Below are 18,511 nucleotides of genomic sequence, written 5' to 3'. Positions count from 1 at the left end.
ATTGCCTTAACGCAGCCGCGCATGAAGCTGGCTGCCGACGAACACGGCGAGCACCAGCATGGCGGCAATAAATCCGCCGACGCCATTCCAGCCATAGTTGTGCCAGAACACACCGCCTAACGTCCCCGCCACGCTGGACCCCAGATAGTAGCTGAACAGATACAACGACGATGCCTGACCTTTGGCACGACGTGCGCGCGGGCCAATCCAACTGCTGGCGACCGAGTGCGCGGCAAAGAACCCGGCGGTAAAAAGCAACATACCGGCAAAAATTAACCACAAGGAGGCAAACAGGGTCAGTAACAGGCCCAGCAACATAACGCTGCTGGCACCCATCATCACCGGGCCACGACCATACTGGCTGGTCAGCGCGCCCGCTTTAGGTGAACTCCAGGTCCCGGTCAGGTAGGCAATCGATAACAAACCGACTACCGCCTGGCTCAGCATCCACGGTGACTGCATCAACCGGTAACCAATGTAGTTAAACAGGGTGACGAACGAGCCCATCAACAGAAAACCTTCAAGAAACAGCAGCGGCAGGCCTTTGTCACGCCAGTGTAGCCGGAAGTTAATGAACAAGGTTTTGGGGCGCAGCGATGAAGGACGGAAATGGCGTGATTCCGGTAAAATTTTCCAGAACATCAGCGCAGACGCCAGCGCGAAGCACCCGATGGCTGCCAGCGCGATCCGCCAGTTAAAAAAGTCGGTAAAAACACCGCTGATCAAACGCCCACTCATTCCGCCGATCGAGTTTCCGCTGATGTACAACCCCATCGAGAAGGCCACAAAGCTGGGGTGGATCTCTTCGCTTAAATAGGTCATGCCGACCGCCGCCACGCCGCTCAACGACAACCCCAGCAGCGCGCGCATCACCAGGATGCCGTGCCAACTGGTCATCATCGTGGACAATAACGTGCAGCAGGACGCCAGCAGAAGGGCGGCCACCATCACTTTTTTGCGCCCAATGGCATCTGACAGTGGGCCAGTAAACAGCAGGCCAACCGCCAGCATGGCAGTAGAGACGGAAAGGGAAATACTGCTACTGGCCGGAGAAATGCCGAATTCCTGAGACAGCACCGGCAGGATCGGTTGTACGCAGTAAAGCAGGGCGAAGGTCGCCAGCCCGGCAGAGAACAAGGCCAGCGTAACGCGCATAAATTGGGGAGTACCACGTTTAATAAATTGCCCCGGCGCAGCGACGGACGGTTCATTGACGCCACTTGCCGGGCTGGTGTCAACGGTTGTTGTACGACTCACTTGAGATCCTTACGTTTGTTCCCGTGATTTGGGTGACGGGCTTACCACACGCTAAGGGTATGAAACGAGGAATATTCTGTCTAATATATTAATAATCTCAAATAAGACCTTATACATATGAATATCGAACTGCGTCATCTGCGCTATTTTATTGCCGTGGCTGAAGAGCTGCATTTCGGCCATGCGGCAGCACGACTGAACATTTCGCAGCCGCCGCTGAGCCAGCAGATCCAGATCCTCGAACAGCAGGTGGGCGCGCGTCTGCTGGCGCGAACCAATCGCAGCGTCTCGCTCACCCCTGCGGGCAGCCAGTTCCTGGCGGACAGTCGGCAAATATTAAGCCAGGTGGATGACGCCGTAGCCCGTGCGGCGCGCCTGCATCAGGGGGAAACCGGCGAGCTGCGCATTGGCTTTACCTCTTCGGCTCCGTTTATCAAAGCCGTTTCCGATACGCTGTCGTCGTTTCGCCAGCGCTACCCTGATGTGCACTTACAGACACGGGAAATCAATACCCGCGCCCAGATTGCGCCGCTGAACGAAGGCACGCTGGATCTCGGTCTAATGCGCAATACACCTTTGCCGGAGACGCTGGCCTGGCAGGTAATATTGCGCGAGCCGTTGCTGGCGATGATCCCCCGCGATCACCTTTTGGCCACCAGGGCTGCGGTATCGCTGGTGGAACTGGCGCGGGAGCCATTTGTCTTTTTCGATCCACACGTCGGTACCGGCCTGTATGACGATATTATTGGTCTGATGCGGCGTTACCAGTTGTCGCCGCGCATTGCTCAGGAAGTGGGGGAAGCAATGACCATCATAGGGCTGGTGGCTGCGGGCATGGGGGTGTCGATTTTGCCAGCCTCTTTCCGGCGTGTGCAGCTTAGCGAAATGCGCTGGGTACCGATCATAGAGCCGGATGCGGTATCGGAAATGTGGCTGGTGTGGTCAAAACATCGGGAGCAGGGAACAGCGGCGGCGCGTTTCAGGACGCAGCTCCTGGCAGCAGCAGGCGAGTGAATTTTGCGCATAAGTCGTTGCAAAATGTGCTGTAAATCACAAGCCGGGGTAAATATTTGACGACAACCAGTAACTCCTTCACCATAGCCAACAGTTTATTTCGAAGCGCGAAAATAAGGGAGTCAGAGGTGGTTGCTGATAGTCAGCCTGGGCATATTGATCAAATTAAGCAGACCAACGCAGGGGCGGTATATCGCCTGATTGATCAGCTTGGCCCGGTATCGCGCATCGACCTGTCACGCCTCGCGCAGCTTGCGCCGGCCAGTATTACCAAAATCGTTCGCGAAATGCTTGAAGCGCACCTGGTGCAGGAGACGGAAATTCAGGAGCCAGGCAGCCGCGGGCGTCCGGCGGTTGGGCTGGTGGTGGAAACCGAGGCCTGGCACTATCTTTCGCTGCGCATCAGTCGCGGCGAAATTTTCCTTTCCCTGCGCGATCTCAGCAGCAAACTGGTGGTGGAAGACCGTCTGGAATTACCGCTTGCCGCCGAACTGCCGTTGCTGGAGCGGATTATCGACCATATCGACCGTTTTTTTACCCGTCATCAGAACCAGCTGGAGAGGCTGACAGCGATTGCTATTACGCTGCCTGGTATCATTGATACTGAAAATGGCATTGTTCATCGCATGCCGTTTTATGACGACGTAAAAGATATGCCGCTAGGCGAGGCGCTGGAGAAGCACACCGGCGTGCCGGTATATGTTCAGCATGATATAAGCGCATGGACCATGGCTGAAGCGCTGTTTGGCGCTTCTCGCGGTGCGCGGGATGTTATCCAGGTGGTGATTGACCATAACGTTGGCGCCGGGGTGATTACCGACGGGCGCTTACTGCATGCGGGGAGCAGCAGCCTGGTGGAGATTGGACACACGCAGGTCGATCCTTACGGTAAGCGTTGCTACTGCGGCAACCACGGTTGCCTGGAAACCATCGCCAGCGTAGAAAGCGTGCTGGAAATGGCGCAACGGCGGATGAGCCAGTCGATGAGTTCGATGCTGCATCAGAAACCGCTCTCTGTTGAATGGTTATGCCAGGCGGCGCAGCAGGGGGATCTGCTGGCGAAAGACATTATTAGCGGGGTCGGCGCGAACATTGGTCGTATTCTCGCCATCATGGTCAATTTGTTCAATCCGCAAAAAATATTGATTGGCTCACCGCTTAGCAGTGCGGCAGAGATCCTTTTCCCGGCCATTGCCGATTGTATTCGCCAGCAGGCGCTGCCCGCCTACAGCAAACACATCAGTGTCGAAAGTACCCAGTTTACCAATCAGGGCACCATGGCCGGTGCGGCGCTGGTAAAAGACGCGATGTATAACGGATCTTTGCTGATTCGTTTGTTGCAGGGGTAACATTTTTACACTGTCGTCGTAAAAATTGCGCTATCTCAAGCCGGGCCAGATGCAGTTAACTTAGACTTTCCCTCCTGAATTATTTTCCTGGTTTATATTTTCGTTGAACAACGGTGGGGTTCGTCATGCTTAAGCGTTTCTTTGTAACGGGTACAGACACTTCTGTCGGCAAGACAGTGGCGTCCCGCGCGCTACTACAGGCGCTGGCTGCCAGCGGTAAAACAGTGGCGGGTTATAAACCCGTGGCAAAAGGGAGCAAAGCGACGCCGGAAGGGCTGCGTAACAAAGACGCGCTGGTGCTGCAAAGTGTCTCTTCGCTGGAATTACCGTATCAGGCGGTGAACCCGATAGCCTTAAGCGAAGAAGAGAGCAGCGTCGCGCACAGTTGCCCCATTAACTACACCTTGTTATCTGACGGTCTGGCCAGTTTATGCGACCGTGTCGACCATGTTGTCGTGGAAGGGACGGGCGGCTGGCGTAGCCTGATGAACGATCTGCGTCCGCTTTCCGAGTGGGTGGTACAGGAACAAATGGCGGTGGTGATGGTAGTGGGCATCCAGGAAGGCTGTCTTAATCACGCGTTACTGACGGCGCAGGCGATAGCCAGCGACGGGTTGCCGCTGATTGGCTGGGTTGCAAACCGAATCAATCCTGGGCTGGCCCACTATGCAGAAATTATCAGCGTACTGAGCAAAAAGCTGCCCGCGCCGCTGGTGGGGGAACTGCCGTACCTGCCGCGCCCGGAACAGCGTGATTTAGCGCAATACATCAATCTGCAGATGGCGACCGGAATGCTGGTCGCTGACCGCGTGCTGGCATGAAAAAAAACCTCCTTGCGGAGGTTTTTTTATCAGGCATCGCTGTGAATATTAAGCGCCCGGCGCGTTTTCCCGGAGCTTAAGTAATCCGCAATATAATCCTGCGAAATCTCCCCGTTATAGCGGCCTTCTTCATCGACGATGGGCATCCAGCTGGTGTTGCTTTCATACAATTTGGACAACACCACACGCAGGTTATCTTCCGCCTTACCGGTAATGCGGAACGGATGCAGCAGATCCGCACAATGGCCGGCCGCATTACGTGCCTCACGGCGCTTAACAAAGCCCAGCGGTTTACCCGCATTATCCACAACGGTGATAGCGCGAATGTCATTATCATCCATGGTGGCGAACGCTTCAGCAGCGGAGGTGGATTCACGCACCGTGATAGTCGGTTGCTGATCGGTAACGTCCCCTGCAGACACTAACAACAGGCGTTTGAGGGTACGATCCTGGCCGACAAAAGAGCCGACAAACTCATTGGCCGGTTTTGCCAGCAGCTCGTCCGGGCTGGCGCACTGAATAATGCGTCCCTGGCGGAACACGGCGATCCTGTCGCCCAGTTTTAGCGCTTCATCAATGTCGTGGCTGACCAGCATAACGGTCTTTTTCAGCTTGCGTTGCATATCGAGGAACTGGTTCTGGATCACCTCGCGGTTGATCGGGTCGACAGCGCCGAAGGGCTCATCCATCAGCAGTACCGGCGGATCCGCAGCCAGCGCACGGATCACGCCGATACGCTGTTGCTGGCCGCCAGACATCTCCCGCGGATAGCGATGCAGGAATTTTTTAGCGTCCAGCGCCACCATCTCCATCAACTCTTCCGCACGGCTTTTGCAGCGGGCTTTATCCCAACCCAGCATACGCGGCACCACGGTGATATTTTCTTCAATGGTCATGTTCGGGAACAGGCCGATTTGCTGAATAACGTAACCAATGTTGCGACGCAGGGTGACGGTGTCCATTGCACTGGTGTCTTCACCGTTTATTAAAATAGTGCCGCTGCTCGGCGCGATCAGGCGGTTGATCATTTTAAGCGTGGTGGTCTTACCGCAGCCGGAAGGGCCCAGCAGAACACACATTTCGCCTTCGGGTACATTCAGGTTGACGTTGTCAACAGCCTTCACCGTCTGGCCGTTTTTCTGGGTAAATTGTTTGGTCAGATTTTCGAGTTTAATCATTAGCGGATCCCCTTCGGCGTCAGCACAATTTGTAAGCGGTGCAATAACCAGTCGAGCACAATGGCGAGAATACAAATCATCAGTGCCCCGGCAATCAACATACGAATGTCACTGCCGCCAATACCATTTAGTAACAACAGGCCAAGACCACCGGCGCCAATTACGGCGGCGATCGCCATCACTCCAATGTTCATCACCACAGCGGTACGAATACCGCCGAAAATCACGGGCAGCGCCATGGGAATTTCGACCCAACGCAAACGCTGCCAGAATGTCATGCCAATACCGCGACCGGCTTCCTGTAGGCCCGGCGGCAGACTGGTGAGCGCAGTGTGGGTATTGCGCACAATTGGCAGCAGCGAATAGAGGAATACTGCAGTTATCGCCGGTACGGCACCAATGCCCTGACCAATCAGTGAAAAGACAGGGATCATCAGGCCAAACAGGGCAATCGACGGAATGGTTAAAACCAGCGTCGCCAGACCCAGTACCGGGGCAGAGAGCCACTTATGGCGCACAATTAAAATGCCCAGCGGTACACCGATAACAATCGCCATTCCTACCGCCAGCAACACCAGCCAAAGATGCTGAAAGGTGAGCGTGGCCAGAAAACCCGCGTTGTCCATCATGTAATGAATCGTGTCCATAGGCGCTCCTTACAACAACCCTTTTTCACGCAGGAAGTCGCTGGCGACCTGCTGCGGCGTTTGATGATCAATATCGACTTTGGCGTTCAGCGTCATAATCACCTCGTTGTTTAACATCCCGGAAAGGGTGTTAAGCGCATCGGCCAGCCCCGGATGTGCCGCCAGCGTGTCCTGGCGCACCACCGGCGTCACCGCATAGCTGGGGAAGAAGCCTTTGTCATCTTCCAGTACTTTCAGGTCAAAGCCTTTAACCCGCCCGTCGGTGGTGTAAACCAGCCCGGCGTCAACAAAGCTGTCACGGATAGCGTTATACACCAGCCCTGGATCCATCTGGCGGATTTGCGGGCGGTCCAGCGCCATGGCATAGGCCTGCTGCAGTGGTTTCATCCCATCGCTGCGACCGGAAAATTCCAGATCAAGGCCAAGCAGCCAGTTGTGCTTCGGGTCGGTTTTGCGGATCTGTTCAATCTTCGCCACCATTTCGGACATGGTGTTGATATGCTCTGCCTCGGCGCGTTTACGCTGCATCGCGAAGGCGTAAGTGTTGTTCATGTCTGCCGGGTTCAGCCACACCAGACCGTGTTTGGCATCCAGGCGTTTTACCGTCTCGTAAGACTCCTGCGGCGTCATACGTTTGTTAATGTGGTTGAAAATGATCAGCGATGTACCGGTGTACTCCCATGTCATATCGACCTGCTTATTGATCATCGCGTTACGGGAAATCACCGTCGCGATATTGGTTTGTGGCTGAACCTGAAAGCCTTTTTTCTGCAGGTACTGCACGGTCAGTGCCGACAAAATATGCTGCTCGGTAAAACTTTTGGTGGCCAGGATCAGCGGCGCGGCACAGGCGCTGGCACTAAACATCAGCATCGCTGCCAGCGCGCCCAGCAGGTGGGTTAATCGTTTCATAGCGATTCCTTTTTCTTATTCTCAGGCGGTGTGCGGGCTAAGGAAGCGCCCCAGCGCCGCCAGCAAACTGTCGAGGATCAGCGCAAACAAGGCCGTAGCGGCAGCGCCTAAAATCAGCGTCGGGAAATCATTCAGGTAAATGCCGGGGAAGATAAGTTCACCATAGCTGCTGGCGCCAATCAGAAACGCCAGCGGCGCAGTACCCACATTAATGGCGGTCGCGATTCGCACGCCGGAGAGGATCACCGGCAATGCATTGGGCAGTTCGACCTGGCGCAGGCGCTGCCATTTGGTCATGCCGATGCCATTTGCCGCTTCCAGCAGCGAGGCGGGAACCGAACAGAGCCCGGCATAGGTGTTACGCACAATCGGCAGCAGAGAGGCCAGGAACAGCGCGATAATTGCAGGCGTATCGCCAATGCCAATGACCACCATCGCCAGCGCCAGGACTGCTAGCGGTGGCAACGTGTTACCGACGTTAAAGATTTGCATCACATATTCCGCCACACCACGCATGGCGGGGCGGCTGAGTGCGATACCGCTGGGAATACCGACCAGCAGAGCAAAAAACATGGAGCTGAACACCAGAATCAAATGTTGTTGCCCGAGATAGACCAAATCAACCTGGCGGGCTTTGATGGTTTCCAGACCGATACCCCAGGTCAGTAGCGCCAGGATAACGGCAATACCGACAATAAAGAGCAGGGCGCGTGTAAGCATGGACGTTTGCATTGCAGTGTGTCTCCCTGTTTGCATGCGTTATTGCAACGGACGGTTGCGTGTTGTTATGCCATGTTCGGCAGGGTGCATTGAGCTATAGCAAGCGCCTGGGAAGGATTCCAGTTAACAGTTTGATTTTCGGTAAGCGAAGCGGCGCGGTGAATTTGAACCAACCCTTATGGCGTCAAGGCTGTATACATAAAGTAAAGAATTGTCTTAAAAGAGAAGATTAAAAGTGACGCCGTCACAAATGTATCGCCATAGCAGGGCAATTCCGGTCAGGTTGACCGGGATTGCCGTTAACGAAAGAGGGGTTTTTGCGCGACCGGGACCAGTAAACGGGACTGCCAGTCCACTAACGTCAGCTGCGCAAGCTGGCCAAGCGCGTGCCAGAAGGGGTGCCGGGCTTCTTCGCTAAACACATGAAGAAAGCGGCCTGACCACGGGAGTAAATGCCAGGCCAGTAACTGGTCACAGGCCGGGGTGTTGCCTTGTTCGGCAAGCCAGGCCGCCATGAGTAGCAATGCGCCGAAGTGGTCTTCCGGTTCGTCCTGCTGACGCTGAAAAGCAATATCGTTGTCCCGCATCCACTGGCGTAACGCCAGTGTGGAGTCGCCAAACAGCACGCTCTCTTTGTCCAGCCATACCGATCCCCACGGCGGAGCGGGCAGCGCCAGCGGGCCAATCAGCAGTCGCTGCCAGCTTGCGGCCAGCGGCTCTTCAAAGTGTGCGGTAAAGCCCGCCATCAGCGGGGCAAGTGCGTGTGACGGCAGGGGCCACTGCGTCGCCCATGCCCCCTGGGTAAACACCGCAATCAGCGGCGTCGCCGGTTCGCTATCCGGCGGATAGTAAAACAGCGCCCCGAGCACCCGGGCGGTGAAAATAAACGATTCGCGGGAGGTCTCTGTCATGGTATCCCCATTGATGTTGTTGCAGGCCGGAAAAGGCGTAAGCCCTTCTCCGGCTCCTGCGTTTAACCCGCGACGGCAACGCCGACGGTCATGTGCAGCCCGTAAAAAAGGCCGCGGCCGAGAACTTCTCCTGCAACCACCAGCATGATGCCAGCCAGCAGACTGAGTACACGCGGTTGTTTACGCCGCGTCAGCGGGCAGATCCAACAGCCCAGGCCCAGCGTCAGCAGGATAAAACGCCATACCTGTAACATGCTGTAATCCGGAACCAGCGTAACGGCCGGCTGCACCGAACTGTGGATCGTGCCGAGTTGACCGCTTTGCAGCATGACCAGCACACAACTGGCAACAAGGGCGGCAACGCTGACAGCAGCAAACTGTGCGGCAGGAAAACGCACCCCCGACAGGCGCAGCAGCAGCGCGGCCAGGAGTGGCCCGCCCACCAGCATCGTCAGAAAGAACCCGGCGGTGGTATAGCCGTTGTGCCAGGTCGGTACCGTGTCAATCTGGTAAACCCGGGTCATCGCCCAGACAAACAGCACACCCAGCAACATGCTGATAATCAGCCAGCTGCGCCCTAATTGCGCAGGCATTTTTCCCAGCCAGCTCAATAACCACCAGATGCCGCCCACGGCAAAAAACAACGATCCGGAGGCAATCTCATTACTGAGCGCCGATGCGCCAATGCGGTTCAGGGAGTTAAAGGCCCGCAGCGGCGAGCCAAGGTGCATCATTGAGGCAAGAAAACCGATCCCCATCAACAACCAGAGCAAAAACATGCTGCGGACAATGCGTATCTGCCCAACGTTATCCGCTTTTGCCGCCATCCAGCCAAGACCGGTTACAATAAGCCCACCTGCCACGCACTGACCGAGTACGGTAAACAGTACCAGAGGCCATTCATGCCATCCGTTTCCCATTTTATACCTCCTGAGGGTTGGCCAGATAACCGGTTGTGTCCCCGGTTGGGCGGCTGTTGGCGTTGGGTTTAATGACGATATTTGGCCGGGTAAAGTGCGAAGCCGGGAACGGCGCGATCGCCGCCAGCTCGCCGTGCTGTTTGCGTAGTGTATCGATCGGGCCAAAGTCGAGCGCACGTAAAGGGCAGGATTCAACACATATCGGTTTAAGCCCCTTAGCGACGCGGTCGTAGCAACCGTCGCACTTGGTCATATGGCCTTTGGCGGCGTTATATTGCGGTGCGCCATACGGGCAGGCCATATGGCAATAACGGCACCCGATGCAGACATCTTCATCTACCACCACTAAACCGTCTTCGCGTTTGTGCATTGCGCCGCTCGGGCAGACTTTGGTACAGGCGGGATCGTCACAATGGTTGCAAGAGATTGAGAGGTAATACGCAAATACATTTTGCTGCCAGACTCCGTTATCTTCCTGCCAGTTACCACCCGCATATTCATACACCCGGCGAAAGCTGACATCCGGCGTTAAGTCTTTGTAATCCTTACAGGCCAGCTCACAGGTTTTGCAACCGGTGCAGCGGGCAGAATCAATAAAAAAACCATACTGCGTTGTCATCGGTTACTCCTTAAACCTTTTCGATCTCGACCAGATTGGTATGCTGCGGATTGCCTTTTGCCAGCGGCGAAGGGCGATGGGTGGTCAGCGTATTCACGCAGCCGCCGTGGTCGATGCGATCGCCGTCCATGCTGGCCTGGTGCCATGCGCCCTGGCCCATCGCGCTGACGCCCGGCATAATGCGCGGCGTGACTTTGGCGGCAATACGCACTTCGCCGCGTTCGTTAAACACGCGCACCAGATCGCCATTGGCAATACCGCGCTGTTGCGCATCAATCGGATTGAGCCACACCTCCTGGCGGCAGGCTTCTTTGAGAACATCGATGTTGCCGTAGCTGGAGTGCGTGCGGGCTTTGTAGTGAAAGCCGAAGAGTTGCAGCGGGTAGTGTTTGCGCGCCGGGGAGTCCCAGCCTTCGAAGGTGGAGGCGTAAACCGGTAACGGGCTGATGACTTCGTCTTTTTCCAGCTCCCATGTATTGGCAATCTGCGCCAGCCGACTGGAGTAGATCTCGATTTTACCGGAGGGGGTTTTCAATGGGTTGGCCTGCGGATCATCGCGGAATTTTTTATAGGCAACAAAGTGACCGTTCGGATCTTTACGCTTATAAATCCCCATCGCTTTCAGCGCCTCGTAAGCGGGAAGCTGCGGATCTTTGGCAACCATTTTGGCATACAGATATTTCAGCCACTCCTCCTGCGTGCGGCCTTCAGTAAAGCGCTGGTAAATATCCGGCCCCAGACGACGGGCGATTTCACTGGTGATCCAGTAGATGGGTTTTCGCTCGAATTTAGCGCGGGTGACGGGTTGCAGGAAAATCAGATAGCCCATATTACCGGCGTAATCATTGGGAATAATGTCCTCCTGCTCAACGGTCATTAAATCGGGCAGCAGAATATCGGCATACATAGCTGATGAGGTCATAAAGTTCTCAATGACCACTATCATTTCGCATTTACTGTCATCCTGCAGGATATCGTGGGTTTTGTTGATATCCCCATGCTGATTAGTAAGGGTGTTACCGGCGTAGTTCCAGATAAATTTTATCGGCACATCCAGTTTATCTTTACCGCGTACACCGTCGCGGGTAGCGGTCATTTCCGGGCCGCGGGCAATGGCGTCAGTCCAACTGAAACAGGAGATTGCCGTTTTGACCGGGTTTTCCGGCATCGGCATGCGTTCAATGGTAATGGTGTAGGTCGACTCACGTGCGCCACTGTTGCCGCCATTAATTCCGACGTTACCGGTCAGGATAGGCAACATGGCGATCGCGCGCGAGGTCAATTCGCCATTCGCCTGCCGTTGCGGCCCCCATCCCTGGCAAATATAAGCCGGTTTGCTGGCGCCGATTTCACGGGCCAGCTTAATGATTTTGTCCGCCGGAATACCGGTTATTTGAGATGCCCACTGCGGTGTTTTCGCGACGCCGTCATCGCCCTGGCCCAGTATGTATGCTTTGTAATGGCCATTTGCCGGCGCGTCTGCCGGCAGGGTTTTCTCGTCGTAACCGACGCAATAGGTATCAAGAAACGGTTGATCGACAAGATTTTCCGTGATCAACACCCAGGCCATTCCCGCCACCAGTGCGGCATCGGTGCCGGGACGGATCGGTATCCACTCATCTTCGCGCCCGGCGGCGGTATCGGTGTAGCGCGGATCAATCACCACCATACGTGCATTCGAACGTTCCCGCGCTTGCTCAAGAAACCAGGTGATGCCACCGCCGCTCATACGGGTTTCAGCCGGGTTGTTGCCGAACATCACCACCAACCTGGTGTTTTCAATATCTGAGGTGCTATTGCCTTCGTTGGAACCGTACGTGTAAGGCATGGCGCAGGCGATCTGCGCCGTGCTGTAGGTGCCATATTGCCCAAGGAAGCCGCCGTACATTGCCATCAGGCGGGCAATAATAGAGGCGGAAGGCGAGGAGCGGGTGATGTTGCCGCCGACGATGCCGGACGAATAATTAATGTACACGGCCTCATTGCCGTATTTCTGCACCACGCCTTTTAAGCTGTTAGCAATGGTGTCCAGCGCTTCGTCCCAACTGATGCGCTCGAACTTGCCTTCACCGCGCTTACCGACGCGTTTCATCGGGTAATTCAGGCGATCGGGGTGATTAATCCGCCGACGAATAGAACGCCCGCGCAGGCAGGCGCGCACCTGGTGGTTGCCATAGTGATCGTCGCCGGTGTTGTCGGTTTCTACCCAGTAGACTTCATCATCCCGCACATGCAACCGCAGTGCGCAGCGGCTTCCACAGTTGACCGAACAGGCTCCCCACACCACTTTGTCCGTTGCGGGCTGCATGGCTTGTTGCACGGCGGCGGCAGCGGAACGCATACCAAAAGGGAGATGAAAACTTCCTGCTGCCAGTGCCAGCGACCCGAGGGCGGTCGACTTCACCAGCGTTCGTCGGCTGATGCCGCCGCTGTGTTCGCTTTCAGACATAGCTCACTCCATTATTATTTATAAAAGAAATTACCTGCGGTATTAAAAGCAGGCTAATAATGGGGTCATCCTACCCAGCAGGGGGTAGAAAAGTCTTAATCACGATCAAGTCGAGGGAGATCCCCCTGATATTCAGGGGGAAAGCGTTATTGCGAGCCGGCGCTCTGTTCGCCCTGCGGGGCAGCGCCATTGGTGCGGGTATAAAGAATTTTATAACTGTCATTAGCGCAGTGACCGACAACCTGAGCGCCCGTCTGATCGGCCTGGTCATTCGGCACAATCGTCAGGCTGAAACCCGATTCCGGGACACCGTTATTAATGATGCGCTGCTGGATATCCGTTTTGACGCGCTCGCAGGAGTCCGGTGCAGCAACAGCAGGAAGCGATCCCACCAGCAGTAACGCACAAAACCAACGTTTATATTGCATCTTCATCTCCTTTTAAATGCCCGCCCTAAGCTTAGCACCTCTGGCGCCGTGACAAGGTAAATCTCTGAATCATCTGATGAAGGCGGCGTCGCAGGCAATGCCCTCAGGCAGGGTTGACGGCGTTCTCGCGAGCAGAAACTCACCAAGCAAAGCAATGTTATTGAGGCGGGGCGAATCTTTCGGCCATACCAGCCAGTAGCTGTCACCGGTTGTGATTGCCTGAGGGTACGGGATCGCCAGCAGATTTTGCGCCAGGGCCTGCTGGCTTAACAGCACATCGCCAATGGTCACACCGTGACCGCCGATCGCGGCCTGAAGCCCCTGTTCGAGGGTGTCAAAGAGCAGGCCCTCCGTGAGATTGAGGTGGGGGAATTGCCCGGTGCCAGCCAGCCAGCGTCGCCAGTCGCGCCGATCCCGCGATGGGTGAATAAGCGTGCATTGCGCCAGGTTGTTTTGCGCCGGGGCCAGCAAAGCCGGGGCGCAGAACGGGATAAGGTACTCATCAAACAAGCGTAAACTCTGGGTGTGTTCGCCGAACCGGCCATCGCCAAGCAAAATAGCGCAATCAAAAGGCTCTGTACGGAAATCCACCACGTCTATATCCATCCAGACGCTGCTGATCTCAATGACTGGCGTACTGTGATGAGCGCGAAACTCGCCTAACTGATTTAAAAGCCAGCGCATGGTCAGTGTCGAGGGCGCTTTCAGCCGCAGCTGGCGGTGGTTGCGGCGCAGCGTCTGGCAGGCGTTTTCCAGCTGCATAAACCCTTCCTGCAGGCGCGCAGCCAGTTGCTGGCCCGCGTCTGTCAGGCGGATTTTAGGGCCGTGTCGCTCAAACAGACGGCACTCAAACCACGCCTCAAGTGTGCGAATATGCCGACTGATCGCGCCTGGCGTGACGTTGAGAAAAAGTGCGGCCTGACTAAAGGAGTTCATTTGAGCGGCTACGGAAAATGCACGTAAGGCGTAAAGCGGCGGCATGGTCTGGTTCATGTTGTGGTGTCAATTGTGAGTTTTAAGCCGCATATAACGGCACTTTTACTCGTTTTTCAAGCCACTGAATTTGGCGGATACTCAACGCAAAACCGCCAGGAGAGAAAGATGCCGCCAGTCAACGTATTGCTGCTGTGGGCGTATATCGCCGCTGTCTTAACACTGCTATTTACACCCGGGCCAGTGGTGTTGCTGGTTAGCGGTACGGCAGCACGGGGCAGCTATGCCCGTGCCTTTTTGACCGCGCTGGGGACGCACCTTGCTTCGCTGGTGCTGATTGCGCTGGCGATCATGGTTCTCGCGGGCGCGGTTTCGCTCTCACCGTTCTTACTCAATATGGTTGCTCTGGGCGGATCATTATTTATCACCGCCAGTTCGCTAACGGCGTTACGCCAGGGCGCCGCAGAGCCGCGAAAAGGTAACGCACAGGGAGGCTTTTTTCAGGGTTTTATGACCGGAATGGCAAACCCGAAGGATATCCTTTTTTTTATCGCTTTTTTCCCGCAATTTATTGCCATAACCCGCGATTTTATCGCCAGCGTGACGATTCTTTCGACACTGTGGATCCTGCTTGATTTTAGCGTGTTATCGCTCTATATCATCGCCATCAAACGCTGGTTACCCGTCACGCAAAGCTACCGCTTTGCCCGGCTATCGTCGTTGATATTACTGGTGATTGGCATTGCCGGAGCAGGGTACTCCTTTATGGCATTGAGGGCGCATTAAACCGGTAAGTCACGATGTGATTGCCCTATCTTAGAAAGGATTTGCTACTATAAGTGCAATACAAAAGAAAAATGTGGTGAACCCGTTGAAAAAACAGCTATTGGTTATCGCACTGGCGGCTCTGATTGCCGGGTGTGACGACGCTAAAGGACCTGTCTCGTATACGCCAGAAATGGCCAGCTTTTCCAATGAATTTGATTTTGATCCGCTGCGCGGCCCGGTTAAAGATTTCAGCCAGACGTTGCTAAATGAAAAGGGCGAGGTCGCTAAACGCGTCACCGGCACGCTGTCGAAAGAGGGCTGTTTCGATAAGCTGGAACTGCACGATGTGGAGAATAACAGCGGCGTGTCACTGGTGCTGGATGCCAATTATTATATTGATGCGGAATCGCAGGAAAAACGTCTGCGCTTGCAAGGCAAATGTCAGTTAGCGGAGTTTCCGGCGGCTGGCGTCACCTGGGATACCGACGATAACGGTTTTATTGTGCTGGCGCGCGGCAGAGAGATGGAAGTGAAATACCGCTACGACGAGGAAGGCTATCCGCTGGGTAAATCCACCACCTCAAAAGATGCGCACCTGACGGTGGCGTCTACGCCGTCGAAAGACAAACGCAAAAAACTGGATTACACCGCAGTCAGCACGCTGAATGATAAACCGCTCGGCGAGGTGAAACAGACCTGCGACTACGACAGCCACGACAACCCGGTGAGCTGCAGCCTTGTCACACGTGACGAGAGTGTTACGCCTGTTGTGGAGCATAAATTCAGCATCAAAAATACCATCGAATATTATTGATGCTGCAACCACCGCGCTTACTGCGCGGTGGGTTTTAACAATGTCGCGCCGGTTTTATGTTCGGCCAGGTACTGGTGCTGGAACAGGCACATGCGAATAGTGTTGCGATATTCGCCATTAATAAAGAACTCGTGAATTAACTCGCCTTCCACTTCAAACCCCAGCTTGCGATAGATGTGAATCGCTTTCTCATTTTCCTTATCGACGATGAGATAAAGCTTGTAGAGATTGAGCACGGTAAAGCCATAATCCATCGCCAGTTTTGCCGCTTTGGTCGCCAGCCCTTTCCCCTGATGTTCGGGTGAAATGATGATCTGAAACTCTGCCCGGCGGTGAACGTGATTGATCTCTACCAGTTCCACCAAACCGACTTTTTCGCCGTTACTCTCAACGACAAAACGGCGTTCGCTCTGATCGTGAATATGTTTATCGTACAGATCCGACAGCTCAACGAAGGCTTCGTAGGGTTCTTCGAACCAGTAGCGCATCACGCTGGCATTGTTATCAAGCTGATGGACGAAACGCAGATCCTCGCGCTCAAGCGGGCGCAGGCGGACAGGATGATTGTCACTCACAGGCAATCCTTTTGCGAAGAGGGAAGCGGGCGCTGAAGGCGCCCAAACAGGTTACTGGATTTGGCGACCGGTGCGGCGATCGAGGCAGCGTAAGGTATTGGGTTCCCAGTAAGCATTGACGTTAGTGCTCTTCTGGCAGTTATCTTGCGCATCGAATGCAACGTCGGTTTTGTCCCACTCTTTTTCTGCGCGTTTGTTGACCTTATGGCGCAGACTGCGGGTGTCATTCCATTGCTCTTTTTCCATCGCGGCGTTCTGGCGGCTTTGCGCGTTATCGCCGGATTCAATCACCAGACGGTTTGTTTCAGCCAGTGCAGAAGTGGTGTACACGATGGCACCCAGCGTCAGCATTGCGGTGAGGCACAGGCGTTTGCTAAGTGGAGTTGTCATTGCGATTTCCTTATATGGGATAAACAAAAGACGTACCTGTTTATTCTAAGCCATCCCGGCCATGGCGAATAGCCAGGGAGAACAGTAGTCAGAGCATTATCATGTATGATGGTTCAACCGTGATTGAATAAACGTGCCGAAAATGCTCAAAACGACCCTTCTTTTCTTTGCCACTGCCTTGTGCGAAATCCTTGGTTGCTTCCTCCCCTGGCTATGGCTAAAACGCGGTGCCAGCCCGTTACTGCTGGCACCCGCAGCGCTGGCGCTGGTGATGTTTGTCTGGTTGCTGACGTTGCACCCCGCTGCCAGCGGCCGGGTATATGCTGCTTATGGCGGCGTCTATGTCTGTACGGCGCTACTCTGGCTACGCGTGGTAGATGGCGTCAAGTTGAGCGCGTATGACTGGCTCGGCGCGGTGGTAGCCTTGTGCGGTATGTTAATCATTGTTGCCGGATGGGGGCGCGTATAGCGGCGGATTTTTTGTGATCCCCCGCCGCTTTTTTGATCGATATACTTGTATGGTAGTAGTTCAGGCGAGTAAATTCCCGGCATCACGTTAAACGATGTAAGGAATCGCGGAATGAAAATCATAGGGGCTGAAGTCTTTGTTACCTGTCCTGGGCGCAATTTTGTCACCTTAAAAATCACCACGGATGAAGGCATTGTCGGGCTGGGCGATGCCACTCTTAACGGCCGCGAACTGTCTGTCGCGTCCTATCTGAAAGATCACCTCTGCCCGCAGCTGATTGGGCGCGATGCACACCGCATCGAGGATATCTGGCAATTTTTCTATAAAGGCGCGTACTGGCGTCGCGGCCCGGTGACCATGTCGGCAATTTCCGCTATCGACATGGCGTTATGGGATATCAAAGCCAAAGCGGCCAATATGCCGCTCTATCAGTTACTGGGCGGCGCCTCGCGCGAGGGGGTAATGGTCTACTGCCACACTACAGGCCATTCCATTGACGAAGTGCTGGACGATTACGCCCGTCATAAAGAGATGGGTTTCAAAGCGATTCGCGTCCAGTGCGGTGTGCCGGGGATGAAAACCACCTATGGAATGGCAAAGGGCAAAGGCCAGGCCTACGAGCCAGCCACCAAAGGCCAGTGGCCGGAAGAGCAGCTCTGGTCGACCGAAAAATACCTCGATTTTACGCCGAAGCTGTTTGACGCCGTGCGCAGTAAATTTGGCTTTAATGAGCATCTGCTACACGACATGCACCACCGCCTGACGCCGATTGAAGCAGCGCGCTTTGGCAAAAGTATTGAAGCGTACCGCCTGTTCTGGATGGAAGATCCTACCCCGGCGGAAAATCAGGAATGCTTCCGTCTGATACGCCAGCATACCGTCACCCCAATTGCCGTTGGTGAGGTGTTTAACAGCATCTGGGATTGCAAGCAGCTTATTGAAGAGCAACTGATCGACTATATCCGCACCACCATTACCCATGCCGGCGGGATCACGGGAATGCGCCGTATTGCCGATTTTGCCTCACTCTACCAGGTACGCACGGGATCGCACGGTCCGTCTGATTTGTCGCCAATTTGTCATGCTGCCGCGCTGCACTTCGATCTGTGGGTGCCAAACTTTGGCGTGCAGGAATATATGGGCTATTCCGGGCAAATGCTGGAAGTCTTCCCGCATAACTGGCGTTTTGACAACGGCTATATGCACCCCGGCGACAAGCCTGGGCTGGGCATTGAGTTTGATGAAAAACAGGCGGCGAAATACCCCTACGATCCGGCTTATCTGCCCGTCGCCAGACTGGAAGATGGCACCCTGTGGAACTGGTAACCGAGGAGCGC

20 protein-coding genes are annotated in these 18,511 nt (G+C 55.0%); 7 read left to right on the top strand and 13 right to left on the bottom strand.

Going from position 1 to position 18,511, the window contains the following annotated elements:
- Positions 1–6: 6 nt before the first annotated feature.
- Complete coding sequence (gene ynfM, locus ACUY4S_RS12945) at positions 7–1,257, bottom strand: multidrug efflux MFS transporter YnfM/SxtP(Kp) (RefSeq protein WP_312686165.1); 1,251 nt, start codon at positions 1,255–1,257, stop codon at positions 7–9.
- 117 nt (positions 1,258–1,374) lie between these two features.
- Here ynfM and ynfL point away from each other — a divergent pair, with 117 nt between their 5' ends.
- The 3 genes from ynfL to bioD all read left to right on the top strand — a co-directional run bounded on the left by ynfL (position 1,375) and on the right by bioD (position 4,441).
- The gene (ynfL, locus tag ACUY4S_RS12940) at positions 1,375–2,271 is read left to right on the top strand and encodes a multidrug efflux transcriptional activator YnfL/SxtR(Kp) (RefSeq protein WP_458022391.1); all 897 of its coding nucleotides are present in this window, start codon (positions 1,375–1,377) and stop codon (positions 2,269–2,271) included.
- Between the two features lie 128 nt (positions 2,272–2,399).
- Positions 2,400–3,620, top strand: a complete 1,221-nt coding sequence (gene mlc, locus ACUY4S_RS12935) for a sugar metabolism global transcriptional regulator Mlc (protein ID WP_312686168.1) — start codon at positions 2,400–2,402, stop codon at positions 3,618–3,620.
- Positions 3,621–3,745: 125 nt separating this feature from the next.
- Positions 3,746–4,441 carry a dethiobiotin synthase gene (bioD, locus tag ACUY4S_RS12930; RefSeq protein WP_312686170.1) on the top strand — a complete coding sequence of 232 codons (696 nt, stop codon included), beginning with the start codon at positions 3,746–3,748 and terminating at the stop codon, positions 4,439–4,441.
- Between the two features lie 29 nt (positions 4,442–4,470).
- Here bioD and osmV read toward each other — a convergent pair whose 3' ends face one another.
- The 10 genes from osmV to ACUY4S_RS12880 form a co-directional block, all read right to left on the bottom strand.
- The gene (gene osmV, locus ACUY4S_RS12925) at positions 4,471–5,619 is read right to left on the bottom strand and encodes an osmoprotectant ABC transporter ATP-binding protein OsmV (protein WP_312686172.1); all 1,149 of its coding nucleotides are present in this window, start codon (positions 5,617–5,619) and stop codon (positions 4,471–4,473) included.
- Entirely contained in the window at positions 5,619–6,266 is a 648-nt protein-coding gene (osmW, locus tag ACUY4S_RS12920; RefSeq protein ID WP_312686174.1) for an osmoprotectant ABC transporter permease OsmW, read from the bottom strand. Before osmW ends, osmV begins: the two co-directional genes overlap by 1 nt.
- A 9-nt stretch (positions 6,267–6,275) precedes the next feature.
- Entirely contained in the window at positions 6,276–7,178 is a 903-nt protein-coding gene (gene osmX, locus ACUY4S_RS12915) for an osmoprotectant ABC transporter substrate-binding protein OsmX (protein ID WP_458022390.1), read from the bottom strand.
- 21 nt (positions 7,179–7,199) lie between these two features.
- Positions 7,200–7,910, bottom strand: a complete 711-nt coding sequence (gene osmY / locus ACUY4S_RS12910; RefSeq protein WP_312686178.1) for an osmoprotectant ABC transporter permease OsmY — start codon at positions 7,908–7,910, stop codon at positions 7,200–7,202.
- A gap of 287 nt (positions 7,911–8,197) precedes the next feature.
- Complete coding sequence (gene dmsD / locus ACUY4S_RS12905) at positions 8,198–8,809, bottom strand: Tat proofreading chaperone DmsD (RefSeq protein ID WP_458022389.1); 612 nt, start codon at positions 8,807–8,809, stop codon at positions 8,198–8,200.
- A gap of 62 nt (positions 8,810–8,871) precedes the next feature.
- The gene (locus ACUY4S_RS12900; RefSeq protein WP_458022388.1) at positions 8,872–9,729 is read right to left on the bottom strand and encodes a dimethyl sulfoxide reductase anchor subunit family protein; all 858 of its coding nucleotides are present in this window, start codon (positions 9,727–9,729) and stop codon (positions 8,872–8,874) included.
- Between the two features lies 1 nt (position 9,730).
- Positions 9,731–10,348, bottom strand: a complete 618-nt coding sequence (locus tag ACUY4S_RS12895; RefSeq protein ID WP_458022387.1) for a DMSO/selenate family reductase complex B subunit — start codon at positions 10,346–10,348, stop codon at positions 9,731–9,733.
- A 10-nt stretch (positions 10,349–10,358) separates the two neighbouring features.
- Positions 10,359–12,797, bottom strand: coding sequence for a selenate/tellurate reductase subunit YnfE (gene ynfE / locus ACUY4S_RS12890; RefSeq protein WP_458022386.1), 2,439 nt, complete (start codon positions 12,795–12,797; stop codon positions 10,359–10,361).
- Between the two features lie 146 nt (positions 12,798–12,943).
- Positions 12,944–13,225 (bottom strand): DUF1161 domain-containing protein, encoded by a 282-nt coding sequence (locus ACUY4S_RS12885; protein WP_312686189.1) that lies wholly within the window; start codon positions 13,223–13,225, stop codon positions 12,944–12,946.
- A gap of 69 nt (positions 13,226–13,294) precedes the next feature.
- On the bottom strand, positions 13,295–14,218 hold the full coding sequence (locus ACUY4S_RS12880) for a LysR substrate-binding domain-containing protein (RefSeq protein ID WP_458022385.1): 924 nt from the start codon (positions 14,216–14,218) through the stop codon (positions 13,295–13,297).
- 108 nt (positions 14,219–14,326) lie between these two features.
- Here ACUY4S_RS12880 and ACUY4S_RS12875 point away from each other — a divergent pair, with 108 nt between their 5' ends.
- Together ACUY4S_RS12875 and ACUY4S_RS12870 are read left to right on the top strand one after the other, a co-directional pair.
- Positions 14,327–14,944 (top strand): LysE family translocator, encoded by a 618-nt coding sequence (locus ACUY4S_RS12875; RefSeq protein WP_458022384.1) that lies wholly within the window; start codon positions 14,327–14,329, stop codon positions 14,942–14,944.
- Positions 14,945–15,029: 85 nt separating this feature from the next.
- A complete protein-coding gene (locus ACUY4S_RS12870) occupies positions 15,030–15,740 on the top strand; it encodes a YnfC family lipoprotein (RefSeq protein ID WP_458022421.1) in 711 nt (236 codons plus the stop codon).
- Between the two features lie 17 nt (positions 15,741–15,757).
- Here the strand turns inward: ACUY4S_RS12870 and speG are convergent, their stop codons facing one another.
- Together speG and ACUY4S_RS12860 are read right to left on the bottom strand one after the other, a co-directional pair.
- Positions 15,758–16,315 (bottom strand): spermidine N1-acetyltransferase, encoded by a 558-nt coding sequence (speG, locus tag ACUY4S_RS12865; protein ID WP_458022383.1) that lies wholly within the window; start codon positions 16,313–16,315, stop codon positions 15,758–15,760.
- Positions 16,316–16,366: 51 nt separating this feature from the next.
- A complete protein-coding gene (locus ACUY4S_RS12860; protein ID WP_312686197.1) occupies positions 16,367–16,705 on the bottom strand; it encodes a DUF1283 family protein in 339 nt (112 codons plus the stop codon).
- Positions 16,706–16,847: 142 nt separating this feature from the next.
- On the opposite strand from ACUY4S_RS12860, the gene ACUY4S_RS12855 reads away from it, so the two are divergent.
- Together ACUY4S_RS12855 and rspA are read left to right on the top strand one after the other, a co-directional pair.
- Positions 16,848–17,174: a YnfA family protein gene (locus ACUY4S_RS12855; protein WP_312686199.1), complete on the top strand. Its 327-nt coding sequence runs from the start codon at positions 16,848–16,850 to the stop codon at positions 17,172–17,174.
- Positions 17,175–17,285: 111 nt separating this feature from the next.
- Positions 17,286–18,500, top strand: a complete 1,215-nt coding sequence (rspA, locus tag ACUY4S_RS12850) for a starvation-sensing protein RspA (RefSeq protein ID WP_312686201.1) — start codon at positions 17,286–17,288, stop codon at positions 18,498–18,500.
- The last annotated feature ends 11 nt before the right edge of the window (positions 18,501–18,511 follow it).

The organism is Kosakonia beeri, from assembly GCF_054165705.1.
Note: the sequence above shows the minus strand (reverse complement) of the source record. Positions and strands in the feature narration are given on the sequence as shown.